We start from the raw sequence: 20137 nt of genomic DNA on the forward strand, positions 1-20137 counted from the left end.
GTGCCAGCGCAGCGCAAGTGCCTGGCTCGAAATCACTCATCTGGAGCGGACTCGCAACCTCCATGCTGAAGCTCATCGTTCTCGCGGTACTGGCCATCTTCCTCATTGCCATTCTCTACGTGCATCTGCGCGGCAAGGTGCGCTTGCCCTTCCTGCGCCAGATCGTGAACCACTCCGCCTGGTTCGCCCCCTACAACTCGCTGATGTACCTGAACTCCAGCGTGCCGTCCAAGCCCTACCTGGACCGTGAGCGCTTCCCTGAGCTCGACAAGCTGCGCGACAACTGGCAGATGATCCGCGAGGAAGCCGAGCAGCTGTTCGACGAGGGTTACATCCGCGATGCCCTGAACAACAACGAGGCCGGCTTCGGTTCCTTCTTCAAGAAGGGCTGGACGCGCTTCTACCTGACTTGGTACGACGGCCCCTTGCCCTCGGCGCAGCAGTTGTGCCCGAAGACTGTGGAACTGGTGAGCAGCATCCCCAACGTCAAGGGCGCAATGTTCACCCGCCTGCCGCCGCGCAGTCACCTGAACAAGCACCGCGACCCCTATGGCGGTTCGCTGCGCTATCACCTGGGCCTGGCCACGCCGAACTCCGACGAATGCCGCATCTTCGTCGATGGCCAGCCTTACGCCTGGCGCGACGGCCAGGACGTGATGTTCGACGAGACCTTCGTCCACTGGGTGAAGAACGAGACGGACGAGTCGCGCCTGATCCTCTTCTGCGATATCGAGCGCCCGCTCAAGTCGCCGCTGCTGACCCGCATCAACCGTCGCGTCAGCGCCTTCCTTGGGCGCGCCACGGCGCCACAGAACGTCGAGGGAGAGCGCGTCGGCGGGATCAACCAGGCCTACTCGGTGCTGATCCGCTTCGGCAACGCCGTGGGCAGCAATGTGAAAGTGTTCAAGCGAGCCTATCCCAAAGCCTACCGCATCGGCCGGCCGGTGCTGGCGGTGGTGCTGCTGGTGCTGATCCTGCGCTGGTTGTTCGGCTGAGACCCGGGTATCGGTAGGAGCGAGCTTGCTCGCGAACAGATTTTCCGGCAGCGCCGGCGTCAAGCGGTTCGCGAGCAAGGACTAGGCGTCCCCCTCGTTCCTACAAAATCCAATAAAAAAGCCCCGCGATTGCGGGGCTTTTTTATTGGAGCGAGAACTTATCCACAGCTGAGCGGGCTCTTCTCGTCGCGCTTGGCGGCGCCCCACAGTTCGTCCATCTCTTCCAGGTTGCTGTCTTCCAGGGTGCGACCCTGGTCGCGCAGGGCCGTTTCGATGTAGCGGAAGCGGCGCTCGAACTTGGCGTTGGCGGCACGCAGGGCGGTTTCCGGGTCAACCTTGAGCTTCCGCGCCAGATTGACCACCACGAACAGCAGGTCGCCAACCTCCTCCGCCTGGGCCTCGGTGTCGCCACCGGCCATGGCCTCGAGTACTTCGTCCAGTTCCTCGCGCACCTTGTCCACTACCGGCAGGGCGTCGGCCCAGTCGAAACCGACCTGGGAGGCACGCTTCTGCAGTTTGGCGGCGCGGCTCAGCGCCGGCAGGGCGTTGGGTACATCATCCAATAGGGACAGTTGCACCGGCTCGGCGGCCTTGGCGGCGCGCTCCTCGGCCTTGAGCTCTTCCCAACGCTGCTTGACCGCCGCTTCCGCCAGCTTCGCCGGGTCTGACTCGCCGTACAGGTCGCCGTCGGGGAACACATGGGGATGGCGGCGAATCAGCTTGGTGGTGATGCCATCCACCACCGCATCGAACTCAAAGCGCCCCTCCTCCCTCGCCAGCTGCGCGTAGTAGACGACCTGGAAAAGCAGGTCACCCAGTTCCTCGCGCAGGTGGTCGAAGTCGCCGCGCTCGATGGCATCGGCGACTTCGTAGGCTTCCTCGAGGGTATACGGCACGATGGTCGCGTAGCTCTGCTTGAGATCCCAGGGGCAGCCGTGCTGCGGGTCGCGCAGCCGGGCCATCAGGTACAGCAGGTCGTCGAGCTTATGCATCCTTGGCACCCGCGCCGCGGTCGCGCCGCGCCTCGATGATGTTGGGCAACTGGGAAATGCGCGCCAGCAGGCGGCCCAGCGAGTCGAGACCGGGGATCTCGATGGTCAGGCGCATGATCGCGGTGTTGTCTTCCTTGTCCGAGCGGGTGTTCACCGCCAGCACGTTGATGCGTTCGTTGAGCAGCATCTGCGAGACGTCGCGCAGCAGGCCGGAACGGTCGTAAGCACGGATGACGATATCCACCGGATAGGTGCTGACCGGCACCGGCCCCCAGCTGACCTGGATGATCCGCTCAGGCTCGCGCCCGGCCAGTTGCAGCGCGGTGGCGCAGTCCTGGCGGTGGATAGTGACGCCGCGGCCGAGGGTGATGTAGCCGACGATCGCATCGCCCGGCAGCGGCTGGCAGCAGCCAGCCATCTGCGTGAGCAGGTTGCCGACGCCCTGGATCTGGATGTCGCCGCGCTTGCCGTGGCCGATCTTGCTCGGCTTGCGCGGGATGAGTTCGAGCTGCTCGGTGCCGCGCTCGGGCTCGACCAGCTGCTGCGCGTAGTTGACCACATGGGCCAGGCGCAGGTCGCCGGCGCCCAGGGCAGCAAAGAGGTCTTCGCCGGTCTTGTAGTTGGCCTTCTCGGCGAGCTTCTCGAAGTCCACCGGCGGCAGCGCCAGGCGGCCCAGCTCGCGTTCGAGCATGGCCTTGCCGGCGGCGACGTTCTGGTCGCGCGCCTGCAGCTTGAACCAGTGGACGATCTTCGCCCGCGCCCGCGACGTGGTGACGTAGCCCAGGTTCTGGTTCAGCCAGTCGCGGCTCGGCCCGCTCTGCTTGCCGGTGATGATCTCCACCTGCTCGCCGGTCTGCAGGCTGTAGTTGAGCGGCACGATGCGCCCGTTGATCTTGGCGCCACGGCAGTTGTGCCCCACCTCGGTATGCACGCGGTAGGCGAAGTCCAGCGGCGTGGAGCCCTTGGGCAGGTCGATGGCGTGGCCGTCGGGGGTAAAGACGTAGACGCGGTCGGGCTCGATATCCACCCGCAGCTGTTCGGCCAGGCCGCCGATATCGCCCAGTTCCTCGTGCCACTCCAGCACCTGGCGCAGCCAGGAAATCTTCTCTTCGTAGTGGTTGGAGCTGGCCTTGACGTCGGTGCCCTTGTAGCGCCAGTGCGCGCAGACGCCCAGCTCGGCTTCCTCGTGCATGGAGTGGGTGCGGATCTGCACTTCCAGCACCTTGCCCTCGGGGCCGATCACCGCGGTGTGAAGCGAGCGGTAGCCGTTTTCCTTGGGATTGGCGATGTAGTCGTCGAATTCCTTGGGGATGTGCCGCCACAGCGTGTGCACGATGCCCAGCGCGGTGTAGCAGTCACGCATTTCCGGCACCAGCACGCGCACGGCGCGCACGTCGTAGATCTGGCTGAAGTCCAGGCCCTTGCGCTGCATCTTCCGCCAGATGGAATAGATGTGCTTGGCCCGGCCGGAGAGGTCCGCCTTGATGCCGGTGGCGGCCAGGGCATCCTTGAGCTGCTGCATCACGGTGGCGATGTACTGCTCGCGGTCCAGCCGGCGCTCGTGCAGCAGCTTGGCGATCTGCTTGTACTGGTCGGGCTCGAGGTAGCGGAAGGACAGGTCCTCCAGCTCCCACTTGATGTGACCGATGCCCAGACGGTGGGCAAGCGGGGCGTAGATATCGAAGACTTCGCGGGCGACGCGCATGCGCTTTTCTTCGTCGGCGTTCTTCACCGCGCGAATGGCGCAGGTTCGCTCGGCCAGCTTGATCAGCGCGACGCGAACATCATCGACCATGGCCACCAGCATCTTGCGCAGGTTCTCGATCTGCGCCTGGGTGCCGAGCACCAGGGACTGCCGCGGGCTGAGGCTGGTACTGATCGCCGCCATGCGCAGCACGCCCTCGATCAGCTTGGCGACGACGGGGCCGAAACGCTGCGCCACGTCCTCAAGCTTGACCTTGCCCTCGCGCACGCCGCGGTAGACCACCGCGGCGACCAGCGATTCCTGGTCAAGCTTCAGGTCCGCCAGGATTTCGGCGATCTCGAGCCCCGTCTGGAAGCTGGAGGTGCCGTCCGCCCAGGAGTTGTCCGTCGTGCTGACCGCCTTGTGCTCCACCTCGCGGGCGAATTCACAAGCTTCCAGCAGGACCTTGCGATCCAGTCCCGGGACCAGGGTCTGGACATGGTCCAGCCAGGCCTCGAGATTGATGCTGCCGTCAGTGTTGACCGGCTGGTGCGCTCTCACCTGTACCATCGTGTCTACCCTTCCCCACGGTGCGCCACAACACACCGCTCACTGCGCCGGCCTTTCTTGCTTGAGCCGGTCGGATTGCGCAGGCCGTCCTAGCCTGCCTCGAACAAAGCCATGGCCTCGACATGGGCCGTCTGCGGGAACATGTCGAGAATGCCGGCGCGCTTCAGACGATAGCCCTGTCGGGCCAACTCGCCAGCGTCACGCGCCAGGGTCGCCGGGTTGCAGGACACATAGAGTACCCGCTCCGCGCCCAGTGAACGCATCTGCCGCGCCGGCTCAAAGGCTCCGTCACGCGGAGGGTCGAGCAGCACGGCGGTGAAATCCTCCGCCGCCCAGGGGGCGTCGGCAAGCGGTTTCATCAGGTCTGCCTGATGGAACCGGGTATTGGCCAGGCCGTTGGCCCGGGCGTTGGCAGCGGCGCGCTCGACCATGGCCTGCACACCTTCCACGCCCACCACCTCGCGCACCTGGCGCGCCAGCGGCAGGGCGAAGTTGCCCAAGCCACAGAACAGGTCCAACACGCGCTCGTCGCTGCCCGGCTTCAGCCAGTCCAGCGCCTGCGCGACCATCGCCTCGTTCACCGGCTCGTTCACCTGAACGAAGTCGCCGGGGCGGTAGGCCAGGGTCAGGTTCCAGGCTTCGAGCCGGAAGCCGAGCTCGCGGTTCCCGCTGTTTTCTGCAGCATCGGAGCAAAGCGTCGGTTCGCCGTCACCCTGCAACCACAGCTGCACATCCCGTGCCGAACAGAATTCCAGCAGTCGCGCACGGTCGCTATCGGACAAAGGTTCGATATGCCGCAGCAGCAGCGCGCTGGAAGAGCCGTGGAACAGCTCGACATGGCCAAGGCACTGCGGCTTGGCGAAGCCACGCAGCAGCTCCGGCAGCTCGCGCGCGAGAACCTGCAGCTCGGGCACCAGTACCAGGCAGTCGTCGAAGGCGACGATGGCCTGGCTGGCGGCGGCGCGGAAGCCGACCTCCAGGCGCTTGGCCTTCACGTCCCAGCGCACGGCGAGGCGGGCGCGGCGGCGGTAGCCGAATTCCGGCCCGACCAGCGGCGCCGCCCACTCCTGCGGGACCAGGCCGGAGAAGCGCTCCAGCTGCTCCGCCAGGGTGCGCTGCTTGAGCGCCAGCTGATCGGCGTGGGACAGGTGCTGCAGGCTGCAGCCGCCACAGGTGCCGGCCACCGGGCAAGGCTCGGTGCGGCGGTTGGCGGCGGCGGTGAAGATACGTTCGCTACGGGCGTCGACGATCTGCGCGCGGGCGGACAGCACGCGGGCTTCCACCGACTCGCCCGGCAGGGCGTTGTCGACGAACCAGGTGCGCCCGTCGATGTGGGCGATGCCGCGGCCGTCGTGGGCCAGGCGCTCGATGTTCAGGCGCTGTTTCTTGCCCACCGGTACCGCAGGGCTGCGCGCTCCGCCACTGGGCTGGAAGCGCAGACCGGATCTCTGCTTGGCCATGTCAGTTGGAGTCGAACACGCCCGAGGACAGGTAACGGTCGCCACGGTCGCAGATGATTGCCACCAGGGTCGCGTTTTCCAGCTCGCGCGACAGGCGCAGCATGGCCGCCACCGCACCACCGGAGGATACGCCGCAGAAAATGCCCTCTTCGCGGGCCAGGCGGCGCATCACGTCCTCGGCTTCGTTCTGCTGCATATCGACTACGCGGTCGACGCGAGTGGCATCGAAGATCTTCGGCAGGTATTCCTGCGGCCAGCGGCGGATGCCGGGGATCGCCGAGCCTTCCATTGGCTGCAGGCCGACGATCTGCACGTTGGGGTTCTGCTCCTTGAGGTAGCGCGACACGCCCATGATGGTGCCGGTGGTGCCCATGGAGCTGACGAAATGGGTGATCTCGCCGCCGGTCTGCTGCCAGATTTCCGGGCCGGTAGAGTGATAGTGGGCGATCGGGTTGTCGCCGTTGGCGAACTGGTCGAGCACCTTGCCCTGGCCTTCGCGCGCCATCTGGTCGGCGAGGTCGCGAGCGCCTTCCATGCCCTGCTCCTTGGTCACCAGGATCAGCTCGGCGCCATAGGCGGTCATGGCGGCCTTGCGCTCGGCGGTGGAGTTGTCGGGCATGATCAGGATCATGCGGTAGCCCTTGATCGCCGCCGCCATCGCCAGGGCGATGCCGGTGTTGCCGGAGGTGGCTTCGATCAGCGTGTCGCCGGGCTTGATGTCGCCGCGCAGTTCAGCACGGGTGATCATCGACAGCGCCGGGCGATCCTTCACCGAACCCGCGGGGTTGTTACCCTCGAGTTTCACCAGCAGGGTGTTGGAAGTTTCCCCGGCCAGGCGCTGCAGGCGCACCAGCGGGGTATGGCCGACGCAATCGGCGATAGTCGGGTACTGCACGGTCATGGAAGCACTCGGATCTGGAACAGGGCGCCCTATGATACCGGCAAAAACCGCCCCGCCATACGAAACTTCCTAACAAGCCATGTGCAGGGGCCCACCTCCCGCTCAGGCCACCGCCGCGGCGGGCAGGCGCAGGTGCACGCGCAGACCCGCCTCGGCGCAGTCCGCCCAGAGTTCGCCGCCCTGCATGCGCAGCGAGCTGCGGGCAATGCTCAGGCCCAGGCCGAAGCCTTCGCCGGTACGCGCGTCGGAGAGCCGGGTGAAAGGCAGGAAGATGCGCTCCAGGTCACTTTCAGCCACGCCGGGACCATCGTCTTCCAGCCACAGATGCCAGCCGCCGGACTCGCGCCGGCCGCTCAGGCGGATGCGACCGTTTTCCGGCGAATGACGGATAGCATTGCGCAGCAGGTTTTCCAACGCCTGGGCCAGGCCGTTGAGATGGCCGCGCACGCGGCAGTCCGCCGGCACCTGATAAAGGAAGCGCTCGGTACTCCAGCCCGCCTCGAAGCGTGCGTCGTCCACCAGCAGGTCCCATAGCGAGCGCAGGTCGATCTCTTCCAGTTCCACGCGCGGGCGTTCGGTGTCCAGCCAGGCAAGCTCCAGGGTATCGGCGACCAGGCGCTGCATCACCTCCACTTCCCGCTCGACCCGCTGGCGCAGCGCGGCTTCGCTGATCGGGCTGTCGCCCGCTACCCGCAGGCGGCTGAGCGGCGTACGAAGTTCGTGGGACAGGTCGCGCAGCAACTGGCGCTGCAGGCCGACGTGGCCGCGCAGGCGCTCGGCCATGTGGTCCAGCGCGCGCCCCAGTTCGCCGAGTTCGTCGCGGCGGGCGATCAGCTCCGGTCCGGCGACCGAGCCGAGGTTATCCGCCTGCAAGGCGTTAGCGTGCTCGCGCAGACGGCCGAGCGGGCGCACCAGTCGGCGATAGATCAGCCCGCAGAGCATCAGCGCAAGGATCGCCGGCACCAGCGCGTGGCTGATGGACTGGCGCAGGAAGCTCAGACCGCCCGGCAGGTAGCGCTGCGGCAACTGGACGACCAGCCGGCCACCGCCCGGTTCGTCCGGGAAGGGAATACCAATGTACGGCAGGTTCACCGAGCGCGAGCTTACCGGCCAGTCAAGCCCGCGCTGGAATGTCAGGTGCGCCACGTCCTCTATCGACAGCGGCTGCGTGCCCAGCGACTGCAGGCGCGCATCTACCACAACCATCCACACCGGCTCGCGCTGCTTCATCTGCGCCAGCCAGGCATCGACGCCTGCCGCCCCGCCGGTGCGCCAGGCTTGCTGGGCCTCGTCGGCATAGCCTGTGAGCACCTGCTGCGCCGCCTCAGAGAGGAAGTAGCTGTCGCGCTCCATCTGCTTGCCCCAGTTCCAGGACAGCCAGATCACCGACAGGCACAGCGCCACGAGGGCGATGGCAAGCTTCCAGAACAGCGAGTGACGGCCGGGCATGTCAATCCTCGGCCTCGGCGAACACATAGCCCTTGCCCCAGACCGTGTGCAACTGGTGGCGGACGTAGCCGATGGCCTGCAACTTGCGGCGCAGGTGGCTGACGTGCATGTCCAGGCTGCGGTCGTGGGCGGTGAAGGCGCGATGCAGCACGTGCTGATAAAGGAAGGGTTTGCTCAGGGTCTCACCCTGGCTGCTGAGGAAGGTTTCCAGCAGACGGTACTCGGTGCCGGTCAGGCCGGCCCATTGGCCGTCGAGTCCCACGTCGTCCTGCTGCGGGTCCATCTGCAAACCAGTCGGCGTAGGCGTGCTGCTCAGCGACTGGCTGCCGCGCTCCAGCGCCACCCGGCGCAGCACGGCGTCCACGCGCACGCTGAGTTCGGCAAGACTGAAAGGCTTGGGCAGGTAGTCGTCGGCGCCCTGGGAGAAGCCGGCAATGCGGTCCTGCTCGGCGCCCAGGGCGGACATCAGGATCACCGGCACCGCGCGCTCGCGGCGCAGGGTGCGAAGGATATCCAGGCCACCGGTGCCGGGCAGCATGATGTCCATCAGTATCAGGTCGTAGTCGCCGCCGCGGGCCTGGGCCAGGCCTTCGTCGCCGTCCTGGCACCAGGTGACCGCGAAGCCGCGTTCGCTCAAGTGGGAAGACAGGTGGGCCCCCAGAGTCGGGTCGTCCTCAATGGTCAGCAGACGCAGGCCGGGCGAAGCGAAGTTGTTCATATCAAATAAGAGTGATTAGCAATTGCGCGAAGTATTCACGATTCCGCTCATTCCCGGCAAGGCAAAGGGCTTCCGACGCAGGTCTGAACCGCTACACTGCCGGGGATAAACGCATTGGAGGACGCGCGTGTTCAAGGATCTCGGCATCAAGGGACGGGTACTGCTGCTCACCCTGCTGCCCACCAGCCTGCTGGCGCTGGTGCTGGGCGGTTATTTCACCTGGGTGCAGCTGTCGGACATGCACGCCCAGTTGATCGAGCGCGGGCAACTGATCGCCGAGCAACTGGCGCCGCTGTCGGCCCCGGCCATGGCCAACCACAACAACGAGCTGCTCGAGCGCATTGCCAACGAAGCGCTGGACCAGCCCGACGTGCGCGCCGTGACCTTTCTGGGACCGGATCGGGAAAAACTCGTCCACGCCGGCCCCAGCATCCTCACTCCCATGCCCTCGGGCGACGGCTCGCACCTGAGCATGGCGAGCAACCTGGACACCACCCACTTCCTCCTGCCGGTACTGGGTAAACACCGCAGCCTGTCCGGCGACCCGGACGACGACGCCGAAAAGCTGCTGGGCTGGGTCGAGCTGGAGCTTTCGCACCACGGCACCCTGCTGCGCGGCTACCGCAGCCTGTTCACCAGCCTGCTGCTGATCGGCGCGGGCCTGGCTGTTACCGCCCTCCTCGCCCTGCGCATGAGCCGCGCGATCAACGCGCCCCTGGGGCAGATCGCCCAGGGCGTCGCCCAGCTCAAGGAAGGCCGCCTGGAAACCCGCTTGCCCGCGCTGGGCAGCCACGAACTGGACGAACTCGCAGGCGGCATCAACCGCATGGCCGAGGCGTTGCAGAGCGCCCAGGAAGAGATGCAGCACAACATCGACCAGGCCACCGAGGACGTGCGGCAGAACCTGGAAACCATCGAGATCCAGAACATCGAGCTGGACCTCGCCCGTAAAGAGGCCCTGGAGGCGAGCCGGATCAAGTCCGAGTTCCTCGCCAACATGAGCCACGAGATCCGCACCCCGCTCAACGGCATCCTCGGCTTCACCAACCTGCTGCAGAAGAGCGAGATGACCAGCCGCCAGCAGGATTACCTCTCTACCATCCACAAGTCCGCCGAAAGCCTGCTGGGGATCATCAACGAGATCCTCGACTTCTCGAAGATCGAGGCCGGCAAGCTGGTACTGGAGAACATCCCGTTCAACCTGCGCGAACTGATCCAGGACACCCTGACCATCCTCGCCCCTGCCGCCCACGAGAAGCACCTGGAGCTGGTCAGTTTGATCTACCGCGACACCCCGCTGCAGCTGGTGGGCGACCCGCAGCGCCTGAAGCAGGTGCTGACCAACCTGGTGAGCAACGCCATCAAGTTCACCCACGACGGCAGCATCGCCGTGCGCGCCATGCTCGAAGACGAGAGCGACGACCGCGCGCAACTGCGCATCAGCGTGCAGGACACCGGCGTGGGCCTGACCGACGCCGACCTGCGCGCGCTGTTCCAGGCCTTCAGCCAGGCCGACAACTCGCTGTCGCGCCAGGCCGGCGGTACCGGCCTCGGGCTGGTCATTTCCAAGCGACTGATCGAGCAGATGGGCGGCGAGATCGGCGTGGAAAGCAGCGCCGGCGATGGCTCTGAGTTCTGGATCAGCCTCAACCTGCCCAAGGCCCGCGACGACGGCGACGACCTGCCGCACGCGCTGGCGGGCGGCCTGCGCGTGGCACTGTACGAACCCCACGAACTGACCCGCACCGCGCTGCACCACCAACTGGAAGACTGCGGCCTGGAAGTCACCGAATTCCCTGATCTCGTCACGCTGGAGAAGACCCTGCTGGAGGGGCCGTCGGACAAGGCACCGATCACCCTGGCGCTGCTCGGCGTGACCGCCGCCGACCATCCGCCCGAGGCGCTGCGCCAGTCCATCCGCGAGCTGGAACAGCACGGCTGCAAGAGCCTGGTGCTCTGCCCGACCATCGAACAGGCGCACTACAACGACGTGCTGCCCGATGCCCAGGTACAGAGCAAACCTGCCTGCACGCGCAAGCTGCAGCAGGCATTGAATGAATTGCTGCACCTGCGGCCGGCGCGCAAGGACAAGAACGTTAACGGCAAGCTTGAACGCATTCCACGCCTGCTCTGCGTCGACGACAACCCGGCCAACTTGTTGCTGGTGAAGACCCTGCTGACCGACATGGGCGCCGAGGTGACCGCCGTCGATAGCGGTCTCGCCGCCGTCGAGGCGGTGCAGCGTGAGCGCTTCGACCTGGTCTTCATGGACGTGCAGATGCCGATCATGGACGGCCGCCAGGCCACCGAAGCGATCCGCCAGTGGGAAGGCGACCGCGAGGTCAGCCCGGTGCCGATCATTGCCCTCACCGCCCACGCCCTGGCCAACGAGAAGCGCGCCCTGTTGCAGGGCGGCATGGATGACTACCTGACCAAGCCGATCGACGAGCGCCAGCTGGTCCAGGTGATCCTCAAGTGGACCGGGCTGGCGCTGGGTGAGCCACGTGACGAGCGTCCGCGCCAGGCCCAATCCTCGCTGGACGGCCTCAGCGTCCTGGACCCGGAGGAAGGCCTGCGCCTGGCCGCCGGCAAGCCGGAGCTGGCCGCCGACATGCTCGGCATGCTGCTCGCATCGCTGTCCGCCGACCGCCAGGTGATCCTCCAGGCCCGCGAGCGCAATGACCGCAATACCCTGCTCGAACGGATCCACCGCCTCCACGGCGCGACCCGCTACTGCGGCGTGCCGATGCTGCGCGCGGCCTGCCAGCGCGCCGAGACATTGCTCAAGCAGAACGATCCGGACGGCCCCGCAGCGCTGGACGAGCTGGACAAGGCCATAGCCGAGCTGGCACAGGCAACCGAGGGCCATCTGGAAATCGAAGCCGGCCAGACGCACTGAAGACGGAATTCAATTGATGCGCATCATCCTGTTCAGCAACCAGACCTACGACCGCGACAGCTTTCTCGCCGCCAACCATGGCCGCGGGTTCGAGCTGCATTTCCAGCAGGCGCAACTGCGTGAGGACACCGTCGCCCTGGCCATGGGATTCGAGGTTGTCTGCCCCTTCGTCAACGACGACCTGTCGCGCCCGGTGCTGGAGCACCTGGCCGCTGGCGGCACGAAACTGATCGCCTTGCGCTCGGCCGGCTACAACCATGTCGACCTCGCCGCCGCCCACGCGCTGGGTCTGGCCGTGGTGCGCGTACCGGCCTATTCGCCCCACGCGGTAGCCGAACATGGCGTAGGACTGGTCCTAGCACTGTGCCGGCACCTGCACCGCGCCTACAACCGCACCCGCGAAGGTGATTTCTCGCTGCACGGCCTGACTGGCTTCGACCTGCACGGGCGCACTGTCGGAATCATCGGCAGCGGGCAGATCGGCGAAGTCTTCGCCCGCATCATGAGCGGCTTCGGCTGCAACATCCTGGCCTACGACCCTTACCCCAACCGCGCCATTGAGGCCCTGGGCGGGCGCTTCGTCGAGCTGGACGAGCTGCTCGCGCAGTCCGACATCATCAGCCTGCACTGCCCGCTCAACGAGGCCACCAAACACTTGATCAACGCCGACAGCCTGCAACGCATGAAGCGCGGCGCCATGCTGATCAACACCGGCCGCGGCGCGCTGGTCGACACCCCGGCGCTGATCGAGGCGCTGAAAAGCGGCCAGCTCGGCTACCTCGGCCTGGACGTCTATGAAGAGGAAGCCGACATCTTCTTCGCCGACCGCTCCGACCTGCCGCTGCAGGACGACGTGCTGGCGCGTCTGCTGACCTTCCCCAACGTGATCATCACCGCGCACCAGGCCTTCCTGACCCGCGAGGCGCTGGCCGGAATCGCCCAGACCACGCTAGCCAACATCGCCGCCTGGCAGGCCGGCCATCCGGTCAACCTGGTGAAAAACTGAGCAGAAGGCGCTCGCATCCGCACGCCACGCGCCCTAGAATGCCGCGCTTTCCCGGAGGACCCATGGCCCAGCACGATTTCCGCTATACCCTGCTCAACCCGCAATTCACCCTCAACGAGTGCCGCGCGCTGACTCCGGGCCGCTACCAGGTCACCGGCATCGGTGGCTCGATCAAGGCCGGCGACACAATGCTGGTCAGCCTCAAGGGCAGCAAAAGCCTGAGCATGACGCTGGAAGTGGAAAAGGTCCGCCACCTGATCAACCCACCGGGACAGTGGATGGCCGTGGCCAAGGGCCCGGTGTTCCGTGAACTGGGTATCCATGAATGGAAGGTCAACTGCGACGGCTGCGCAGCTACACTGGACTTCGAATTCGCCGTCGATGCCACCCACGGAAAGGCTGCCCAGCAGCCCGCCGCCGAGCAGCGCATCGCCGAACTCGGATGGGCCAAGGTCGGCAATCGCCACCTCTGCCCGGATTGCCAGAGCAAGGAGATTGCATGAAAGCCCTGATCGCCAGCGCCTGCACCGCGCTGGCTTTGGCCGGTTGCGCCAGCAAGCCGGTCCCCGAAGCGGAACAGACCTACCGCGTTGAGTGGGTCGGTGAGCACCCGCTGATCGACTACACCCACATCAGCCTGACCCTGGACGGCAACGGCCGCGCCTACGGCAGCGCTGGCTGCAACCACTGGTTCGCCAGTTACAAGCTCGAAGGCGACCAGTTGACCTTCGGCCAGCCTGGCGCCACCCGCAAGCTGTGTGCCGACCTGGTGATGGAGCAGGAACAGCAGTTCCTCCAGATGCTCGGCGAAGTGCAGCGCTGGGATATCACCGAAGAAGGCGAGCTGCGCCTGTGGCCCGCCAGCGGCCGCGCCATGCGCATGTGGCCGGAAGGCTGAGCAGCTAGAACAGACTGAGCTGCTCGTGGGCGCCGCGCAGATCGACCAGGCGCACGCCCACACCGATCAGCCGCACCGCCTTGTTGCCGCGCTGGAAGGCCTGCCCCAGCAAAAGCCGATAGCTTTCCAAGTCCCGCGCGGCGCCCGCCTGCTCCAGGGTGGTCTGGGTGAAATCGTGGAACTTCAGCTTGATGAATGGCTTGCCCGGCCGGTAGCTGGCGTCCAGGCGCGTCATGCGCCGCTCCAACTCACTCAGTAGAGACGGCAACTCTTCCTGGCAAGCGGCCAGGTCCGGCAGGTCCTGATCGAAAGTATTCTCCACGCTGATCGACTGACGCCGGCTATCCACTTGCACCGGACGCTCATCGATACCCCGCGACAAGCCCCAGAGCCGCTCGCCGAAGCTGCCGAATTCCTTCGCCAACTGAATCCGCGACCAGTCGCGCAGGTCCGCGCAGATGCGAATCCCCAGGCGGGCCAGCTTCTCGGCGGTGACCTTGCCCACGCCATGCAGCTTCTTCACCGGCAGTTCGGCGACGAAACCATCCACCTCGTCGGGCGTGACCACGAAAAGGCCATTGGGCTTGCGCCAGTCGCTGGCGATCTTGGCGATGAACTTGTTCGGCGCCACCCCGGCGGACACCGTGATGTGCAGGGTTTCCCAGACCCGCTGGCGAATCTCCCGGGCGATCCGCGTAGCGCTGCCGCCGCAGCGGTCGCTGTCACTGACGTCAAGGTAGGCCTCGTCCAGGGACAACGGCTCGATCTGGTCGGTGTAGTCGCGGAAGATCGCGTGGATGTCCCGCGAAGCTTCTCTATATACGTCCATGCGCGGGCGCACGATGGTGAGATCGGGGCACAGCTTGACCGCCGTGCGCATGGCCATGGCCGAATGTAGCCCGTAGGCACGCGCCTCATAGTTGCAGGTCGCGACCACGCCACGCTTGTCCGGCGATCCACCCACGGCCAGCGGCTTGCCCGCGAGGGTCGGGTCGTCGCGCATCTCGATGGCGGCGTAGAAGCAGTCGCAATCGATGTGGATGATCTTTCTCTGCCGAGTCACTAAGAAGGCGCCTGCATCACCATCGGAAGCCGCCCGGAAAGACGGCGGAAAACCCGTCCATGGTAATGCAAAACGCCGCCGCTTCGGTTATCCACAGCCGGGAAGATTCCGCCCCCGGACCACTGCCCTGCCACTATCCGCCGGGGCTAAATATTTGAAAGAAAATCACTTTTTCCCGATTTTCATTGACACACCAGTCCATCGGCGTAGAATGGCCGGCGCGGGATGGAGCAGTCTGGTAGCTCGTCGGGCTCATAACCCGAAGGTCGTAGGTTCAAATCCTGCTCCCGCAACCAGATACAAGAGAAAGGGTCACTCTTCGGAGTGGCCCTTTTTCGTTTGCGCTCGATTTAAATTATTGATCGAAAGCTAAATATCGATTGACAAGACCTTTCATATCCGTAGAATGGCCGACGCGGGATGGAGCAGTCTGGTAGCTCGTCGGGCTCATAACCCGAAGGTCGTAGGTTCAAATCCTGCTCCCGCAACCAGACACAAGAAAAAGGGTCACTCTTCGGAGTGGCCCTTTTTCGTTTGCGCGCGTTTAAATTATTGATCGAAAACGAAATATCGATTGACACAAGTCTTCATATCCGTACAATTGCCGCCGCGGGATGGAGCAGTCTGGTAGCTCGTCGGGCTCATAACCCGAAGGTCGTAGGTTCAAATCCTGCTCCCGCAACCAGACACCAAGAAGAAAGCCACTCTTAGGAGTGGCTTTTTTCGTTGTGCCCGAAATATCTTCGCCCACGGGTGGCGTCTCGCGGATCAGGAAAATACTCTTCCGGGGACTTGGGAATTCGCGTCAGTGCCCCTACTCTGTCGCGCTAAATCGTTTGAGGTGCCCGATGAGCGCCAACCCCACCACACCCGATACCCCTGCCGCCGAAGACGCTCCCAGCCGAGCGACCTGGCTCAATTGGGTGAACGCCAACCGCCAGGCACTCGGCCTGGGCGTGACCCTGGTGTTGTTCAGCCTCGCGCTGATCGCCTGCTATCACCTACTGCGCGACATCGACGCCTATTCCCTGCACGACGCCCTGCTCGACGTACCTACCACCTCGCTGCTCGGTGCCTTCGCCGCCACCGCGGTCGGCTTCATCTTCCTGCTCGGCTATGAATGGTCAGCCAGCCGCTTCGCCGGCGTGAAGCTGCCCGTCCCGGCGCTGCTGACCGGTGGCTTCTCGGCGTTCGCCATCGGCAATGCCGTGGGTCTATCGATGCTCTCCGGCGGCTCGGTGCGCTATCGCCTCTATGCCCGCCAGGGGCTCGGCGCCGGCGACGTAGCGCTGATGACGCTGTTCGCAAGCTTGTCACTGGGCTGCGCTCTGCCGGTGCTGGCGGCGCTCGCCGCACTGAGCGACCTTTCCGACGCGTCCCTGGCCCTGCACGTGCCGGAGTGGCTGGTGGCGGTGCTGGCGCTGGGCGTCATCGCTTTCTGCCTGCTGCTGGTCGTCGGCATCGAACGTCGTCGCCTGCCGGAGCAACCCTCGCCCGATAGCCATCTGGTCCGCTTCGGGCGCCGCACCCTGCGCCTGCCGGGCCTGCGCCTGTCGCTGCTGCAACTGCTGATCACCGCGCTGGACGTGGCTGCCGCCGCCACCGTGCTCTATCTGCTGCTGCCGGAGGCGCCGCCCTTTGGTGCCTTCCTGCTGGTCTACCTGATCGCCCTGGCCGCCGGCGTGCTCAGCCATGTGCCGGGTGGTGTCGGCGTGTTCGAAGCGGTGCTGCTGGCGGCCTTCGCCAACCAGCTGGGCGCCGCGCCGCTGGCCGCAGCCCTGCTGCTGTACCGCTTGATCTATGTGGTCCTGCCGCTGATTGTCGCCTGTCTGTTGCTGCTGTTCCTCGAAGCCCGCCGCGTCCTGGTGGCCAAGCAGGCCGTGCGCATCACCTCCGGCTTTGCCGCGCAGATCCTCTCCCTGCTGGTGTTCATCTCCGGCATCGTGCTGCTGTTCTCCGGCGCCACGCCATCCATCGACACCCGCCTGGACGAAGTCGGCTTCCTCGTGCCGCACCGCCTGATCGATGCCTCGCACCTGGCCGCCAGCCTGATCGGCGTGCTCTGCCTTCTGCTCGCCTACGGCCTGCGCCGCCGCCTCTCCGCCGCCTGGGCACTGACCATCGGCCTGCTGATCGCCGGCGCCGCGCTGTCGCTGCTCAAGGGCTTCGACTGGGAAGAAGCGCTGATCCTCAGCTTCACCGCCGCCCTGCTGGTGATCTTCCGCAGCGCCTTCTACCGCCGCAGCCGCCTGATGGACCTGCCCTTCTCGCCGCTGTATCTGGGCGCCGCGGCCTGCGTGATCGCCGCGTCGATCTGGCTGCTGCTGTTCGCCTACCAGGACGTGCCCTACAGCCACGAACTCTGGTGGCAGTTCGCCCTGGATGCGGATGCCCCGCGAGGCCTGCGCGCCGCTCTGGGCAGTTGCCTGCTGCTGGCTGCGCTGGCGCTGTACTGGCTGCTGCGCACCGCGCCACCGGCCATCCACGCACCGACCCGCCAGGACCTGGACACCGCCGCCGGCATCCTGGCCAATTCCGCGCAGCCCGACGGCGGCCTGGCCCTGTCCGGCGACAAGGCCCTGCTGTTCCACGAGGGCAACGATGCCTTCCTGATGTACGCCCGCCGCGGCCGCAGCCTGGTGGCGCTGTTCGATCCGGTCGGCCCGGCCCAGGCCCGTGCCGAACTGATCTGGCAGTTCCGCGACCTCTGCGACCTGCACCACGCGCGCCCGGTGTTCTACCAGGTGCGCGCGGAGAACCTGCCGCTGTACATGGACATCGGCCTGACCGCGCTCAAGCTCGGCGAGGAGGCGCGGGTCGACCTGCGCCGCTTCGACCTGGAGAGCAAGGGCAAGGAGATGAAAGACCTGCGCTACACCTGGAACCGCGGCCAGCGCGATGGCCTGAGCCTGGAGTTCCATGATGCCGGGCAGGCGCCGATGGACGAGCTGCGCGCCATCTCCGATGCCTGGCTGGGCGGCAAGAACGTCCGCGAGAAGGGCTTCTCCCTCGGCCGCTTCACCCCTGAGTACCTGCGCTATTTCCGCGTCGTCGTGGTCCGTTTCCAGGGCCGCGCCGTGGCCTTCGCCAACCTGCTGGAAACCTCCGGTAAGGAGCTGGCGAGCATCGACCTGATGCGCGTGGCCCCCGACGCCCCCAAGCTGACCATGGAATTCCTCATGCTCGGCCTGATCCTGCATTACAAGGAGAGCGGGCACACCCGCTTCAGCCTCGGCATGGTGCCCCTGGCCGGCTTGCAGCCGCGCCGTGGCGCCCCGCTGACCCAACGTCTCGGCGCGCTGGTTTTCCGCCGGGGTGAGCAGTTCTACAATTTCCAGGGGCTACGGCGCTTCAAGGACAAGTTCCAGCCCGACTGGGAACCCCGTTACCTGGCCGTGCCCGCCGGATTGGATCCGCTGGTGGCCCTGGCCGATACGGCCGCCCTCATCGCAGGCGGCCTGAGTGGATTGGTAAAACGCTGATATGTTGAAACGACGCTGGCGACACCTGCTCGCCCTCCTCCTGCTGGTCATCATTGCCGTGGGTCTGCTGCTGTGGAGCCGACCGGCTTCCCAGGCTTCCCTCGAACACCGCCAGCTCGCCGACGGCAGTGCCGTCGCCCTGGCCATCCCCGGCAAGCAACCGAACGCCCGTGTACTGCTGGCCGTGCAGGCCGACCAGAAACTCGACGACGGCCAATTGCTGGCCCTGACCCACGACAGCGGCGCCCGCGTGGTGCAGTTCGTCTTCCCGGAAAAGGACTGCGCCACCCAGCAGGTCCGCATCAAGGCTGCCGGCGAGCTGCTCGACGGCCAGCCGACCCTGGTCGCCGGCATCGGTCCGGGCAGCGCCTGGGCCTTCCGCTGGCTCGCCGGGCAGACCGACGACAAGGCCAAGGCCCTGTCGGTCGGTTTCTCCCTGGAGAAGCCCGACTGCGCCGCCACCCCGCTGCCGACGACGGCCGCCCACGGCCACTGGCTGGCCGCCTGGAACGACAACCCGGACGACGCCAGCGCGCGCTTCGCCCGCGGCCTGAAGAACGCCGAGACGGTGATCACCGACTACGACACCCCGCTGCCCAAGGTCCTCGCCGACCAACTGCGCCAGCAGCTGCAAGGCGGCGGTGACAACGTGCCGGTGGTGGAAGTCCCGGCCGCCAAGCCCTCGGAAACCGTCACTCTGTTCTATTCGGGCGATGGGGGCTGGCGCGACCTGGACCGTGACGTCGCCGCCCAGATGGCCGAGCTGGGCTATCCGGTGGTTGGCGTCGATGCCCTGCGCTACTTCTGGGAGCACAAGACCCCGGAGCAGAGCGCCGCCGACCTCGCCCTGCTGATGCAGCACTACCGCGAGAAGTGGGGTGCCAAGCACTTCGTGCTGGCCGGCTACTCCTTCGGCGCCGACGTGCTGCCGGCGATCTACAACCGCCTGCCGGCGGATGCGAAGAAGGACGTCAGCTCGGTGATCCTGCTGGCCTTCGCCCGCAGCGGCAGCTTCGAGATCGAAGTGCAGGGCTGGCTCGGCAAAGCCGGCCAGGAAGCCTCCACCGGCCCGGAGATGGCTCGCCTGCCCGGGCCGAAGGTGCTCTGCGTGTACGGCATCGAGGAGAAGGACGAGAGCGGCTGCACCCAGCCCCAGGCGGTGGGCGAGAACCTGCAGCTGCCCGGTGGCCACCACTTCGATGAAGACTATCCTGCGCTGGCCAAGCGCCTGGTGAACGCCATCCGCTCCCGCCAGTCAGCCGACGACGAAGGCTGACCGACGTCAAAAGGGCCGCACATCGCGGCCCTTTCACTTTGCCTTCACGGTGTTTCAGGCAGGGTTAAGGCTCTATGCTGAGACTGACAGCCCCGTCGCCAGAACGGGGCGTCACGACTCCGAGCCAAACAAGGAACCGTCATGAGCCTGTCCAAGACCCCGTCCCGCTATGGCAGCCTGTCCATTGCCCTGCACTGGATCATGCTACTGCTGATCGCCGCCACGTACTTCTGCATGGAGTACCGCACCAACTTCCCTAAAGGCAGCGATACCCGCGCGCTGTTCTCCCAATGGCACTTCATGCTCGGCCTGAGTGTTTTCGTACTGGTCTGGCTGCGTATCATCGGCCGCTTCATCTACCCCACCCCGCCGATCGTCCCGGCGCCACCAGTCTGGCAGATGGCGCTGGCCAAGCTTGCGCACCTTGCACTCTACGGCCTGATGATCGGCCTGCCGCTGGCCGGCTGGATCATTCTCAGCGCCGCCGACAAGCCGGTGCCGTTCTGGGGCATGGAGCTGCCGCACCTGGTGGACAAGAACCCGGACCTGGCCAAGCAGGTGAAGTACTGGCACGAGACCATCGCCGTGCTCGGCTACTGGCTGATCGGCATCCACGCGCTGGCCGCGCTGTTCCACCACTACATCAGCCGCGACAACACCCTGGTGCGGATGCTGCCGGGCAAGGGCGAAGCGAAGCCGGAGTAAACCTTCAGCGCCTGTAGGAGCGCGCCCTGCGCGCGATCG

At 65.9% G+C, this 20137-nt stretch carries 15 protein-coding genes and 3 tRNA genes; 11 read left to right on the top strand and 7 right to left on the bottom strand.

Annotated features, from left to right (window positions below; translation table 11 throughout):
* The first annotated feature begins 62 nt into the window (after positions 1–62).
* Positions 63–995 (top strand): aspartyl/asparaginyl beta-hydroxylase domain-containing protein, encoded by a 933-nt coding sequence (locus tag ACIPK7_RS01165; protein ID WP_192430385.1) that lies wholly within the window; start codon positions 63–65, stop codon positions 993–995.
* 158 nt (positions 996–1153) lie between these two features.
* Here ACIPK7_RS01165 and mazG read toward each other — a convergent pair whose 3' ends face one another.
* The 6 genes from mazG to ACIPK7_RS01195 form a co-directional block, all read right to left on the bottom strand.
* On the bottom strand, positions 1154–1987 hold the full coding sequence (gene mazG, locus ACIPK7_RS01170) for a nucleoside triphosphate pyrophosphohydrolase (protein WP_192430386.1): 834 nt from the start codon (positions 1985–1987) through the stop codon (positions 1154–1156).
* Positions 1980–4241 carry a GTP diphosphokinase gene (gene relA / locus ACIPK7_RS01175; protein ID WP_401084582.1) on the bottom strand — a complete coding sequence of 754 codons (2262 nt, stop codon included), beginning with the start codon at positions 4239–4241 and terminating at the stop codon, positions 1980–1982. Before relA ends, mazG begins: the two co-directional genes overlap by 8 nt.
* A gap of 89 nt (positions 4242–4330) precedes the next feature.
* Complete coding sequence (gene rlmD / locus ACIPK7_RS01180) at positions 4331–5701, bottom strand: 23S rRNA (uracil(1939)-C(5))-methyltransferase RlmD (RefSeq protein ID WP_401084585.1); 1371 nt, start codon at positions 5699–5701, stop codon at positions 4331–4333.
* A 1-nt stretch (position 5702) separates the two neighbouring features.
* Complete coding sequence (gene cysM, locus ACIPK7_RS01185) at positions 5703–6602, bottom strand: cysteine synthase CysM (protein WP_081520291.1); 900 nt, start codon at positions 6600–6602, stop codon at positions 5703–5705.
* A gap of 102 nt (positions 6603–6704) precedes the next feature.
* Positions 6705–8051, bottom strand: coding sequence for a sensor histidine kinase (locus ACIPK7_RS01190; RefSeq protein WP_192430389.1), 1347 nt, complete (start codon positions 8049–8051; stop codon positions 6705–6707).
* Position 8052: 1 nt separating this feature from the next.
* Complete coding sequence (locus ACIPK7_RS01195) at positions 8053–8769, bottom strand: response regulator transcription factor (RefSeq protein WP_192430390.1); 717 nt, start codon at positions 8767–8769, stop codon at positions 8053–8055.
* Positions 8770–8896: 127 nt separating this feature from the next.
* On the opposite strand from ACIPK7_RS01195, the gene ACIPK7_RS01200 reads away from it, so the two are divergent.
* The 4 genes from ACIPK7_RS01200 (at position 8897) to ACIPK7_RS01215 (ending at position 13572) form a co-directional block, all read left to right on the top strand.
* Positions 8897–11668, top strand: a complete 2772-nt coding sequence (locus ACIPK7_RS01200; protein ID WP_192430391.1) for a response regulator — start codon at positions 8897–8899, stop codon at positions 11666–11668.
* A 16-nt stretch (positions 11669–11684) separates the two neighbouring features.
* The gene (locus ACIPK7_RS01205) at positions 11685–12674 is read left to right on the top strand and encodes a 2-hydroxyacid dehydrogenase (protein WP_192430392.1); all 990 of its coding nucleotides are present in this window, start codon (positions 11685–11687) and stop codon (positions 12672–12674) included.
* A gap of 62 nt (positions 12675–12736) precedes the next feature.
* Positions 12737–13177 (top strand): hypothetical protein, encoded by a 441-nt coding sequence (locus tag ACIPK7_RS01210; RefSeq protein ID WP_192430393.1) that lies wholly within the window; start codon positions 12737–12739, stop codon positions 13175–13177.
* Entirely contained in the window at positions 13174–13572 is a 399-nt protein-coding gene (locus tag ACIPK7_RS01215; protein ID WP_192430394.1) for an META domain-containing protein, read from the top strand. Before ACIPK7_RS01210 ends, ACIPK7_RS01215 begins: the two co-directional genes overlap by 4 nt.
* A 4-nt stretch (positions 13573–13576) precedes the next feature.
* Here ACIPK7_RS01215 and dinB read toward each other — a convergent pair whose 3' ends face one another.
* Positions 13577–14635, bottom strand: a complete 1059-nt coding sequence (dinB, locus tag ACIPK7_RS01220; RefSeq protein WP_401084592.1) for a DNA polymerase IV — start codon at positions 14633–14635, stop codon at positions 13577–13579.
* A gap of 219 nt (positions 14636–14854) precedes the next feature.
* On the opposite strand from dinB, the gene ACIPK7_RS01225 reads away from it, so the two are divergent.
* From ACIPK7_RS01225 to ACIPK7_RS01250, 6 genes are all read left to right on the top strand, one after another.
* Positions 14855–14931: transfer RNA gene (locus tag ACIPK7_RS01225), tRNA-Met, on the top strand.
* A 118-nt stretch (positions 14932–15049) separates the two neighbouring features.
* Positions 15050–15126: transfer RNA gene (locus tag ACIPK7_RS01230), tRNA-Met, on the top strand.
* Positions 15127–15243: 117 nt separating this feature from the next.
* Positions 15244–15320 (top strand) — tRNA-Met (locus ACIPK7_RS01235).
* Positions 15321–15483: 163 nt separating this feature from the next.
* Complete coding sequence (gene mprF / locus ACIPK7_RS01240; protein ID WP_401084595.1) at positions 15484–18117, top strand: bifunctional lysylphosphatidylglycerol flippase/synthetase MprF; 2634 nt, start codon at positions 15484–15486, stop codon at positions 18115–18117.
* 1 nt (position 18118) lies between these two features.
* Entirely contained in the window at positions 18119–19393 is a 1275-nt protein-coding gene (locus ACIPK7_RS01245) for a virulence factor family protein (RefSeq protein ID WP_401084598.1), read from the top strand.
* A 141-nt stretch (positions 19394–19534) separates the two neighbouring features.
* Entirely contained in the window at positions 19535–20098 is a 564-nt protein-coding gene (locus ACIPK7_RS01250; protein ID WP_401084600.1) for a cytochrome b, read from the top strand.
* Positions 20099–20137: the final 39 nt, after the last annotated feature.

It is taken from the genome of Pseudomonas sp. NPDC086581, assembly GCF_044746165.1.
Lineage (GTDB): Bacteria > Pseudomonadota > Gammaproteobacteria > Pseudomonadales > Pseudomonadaceae > Pseudomonas.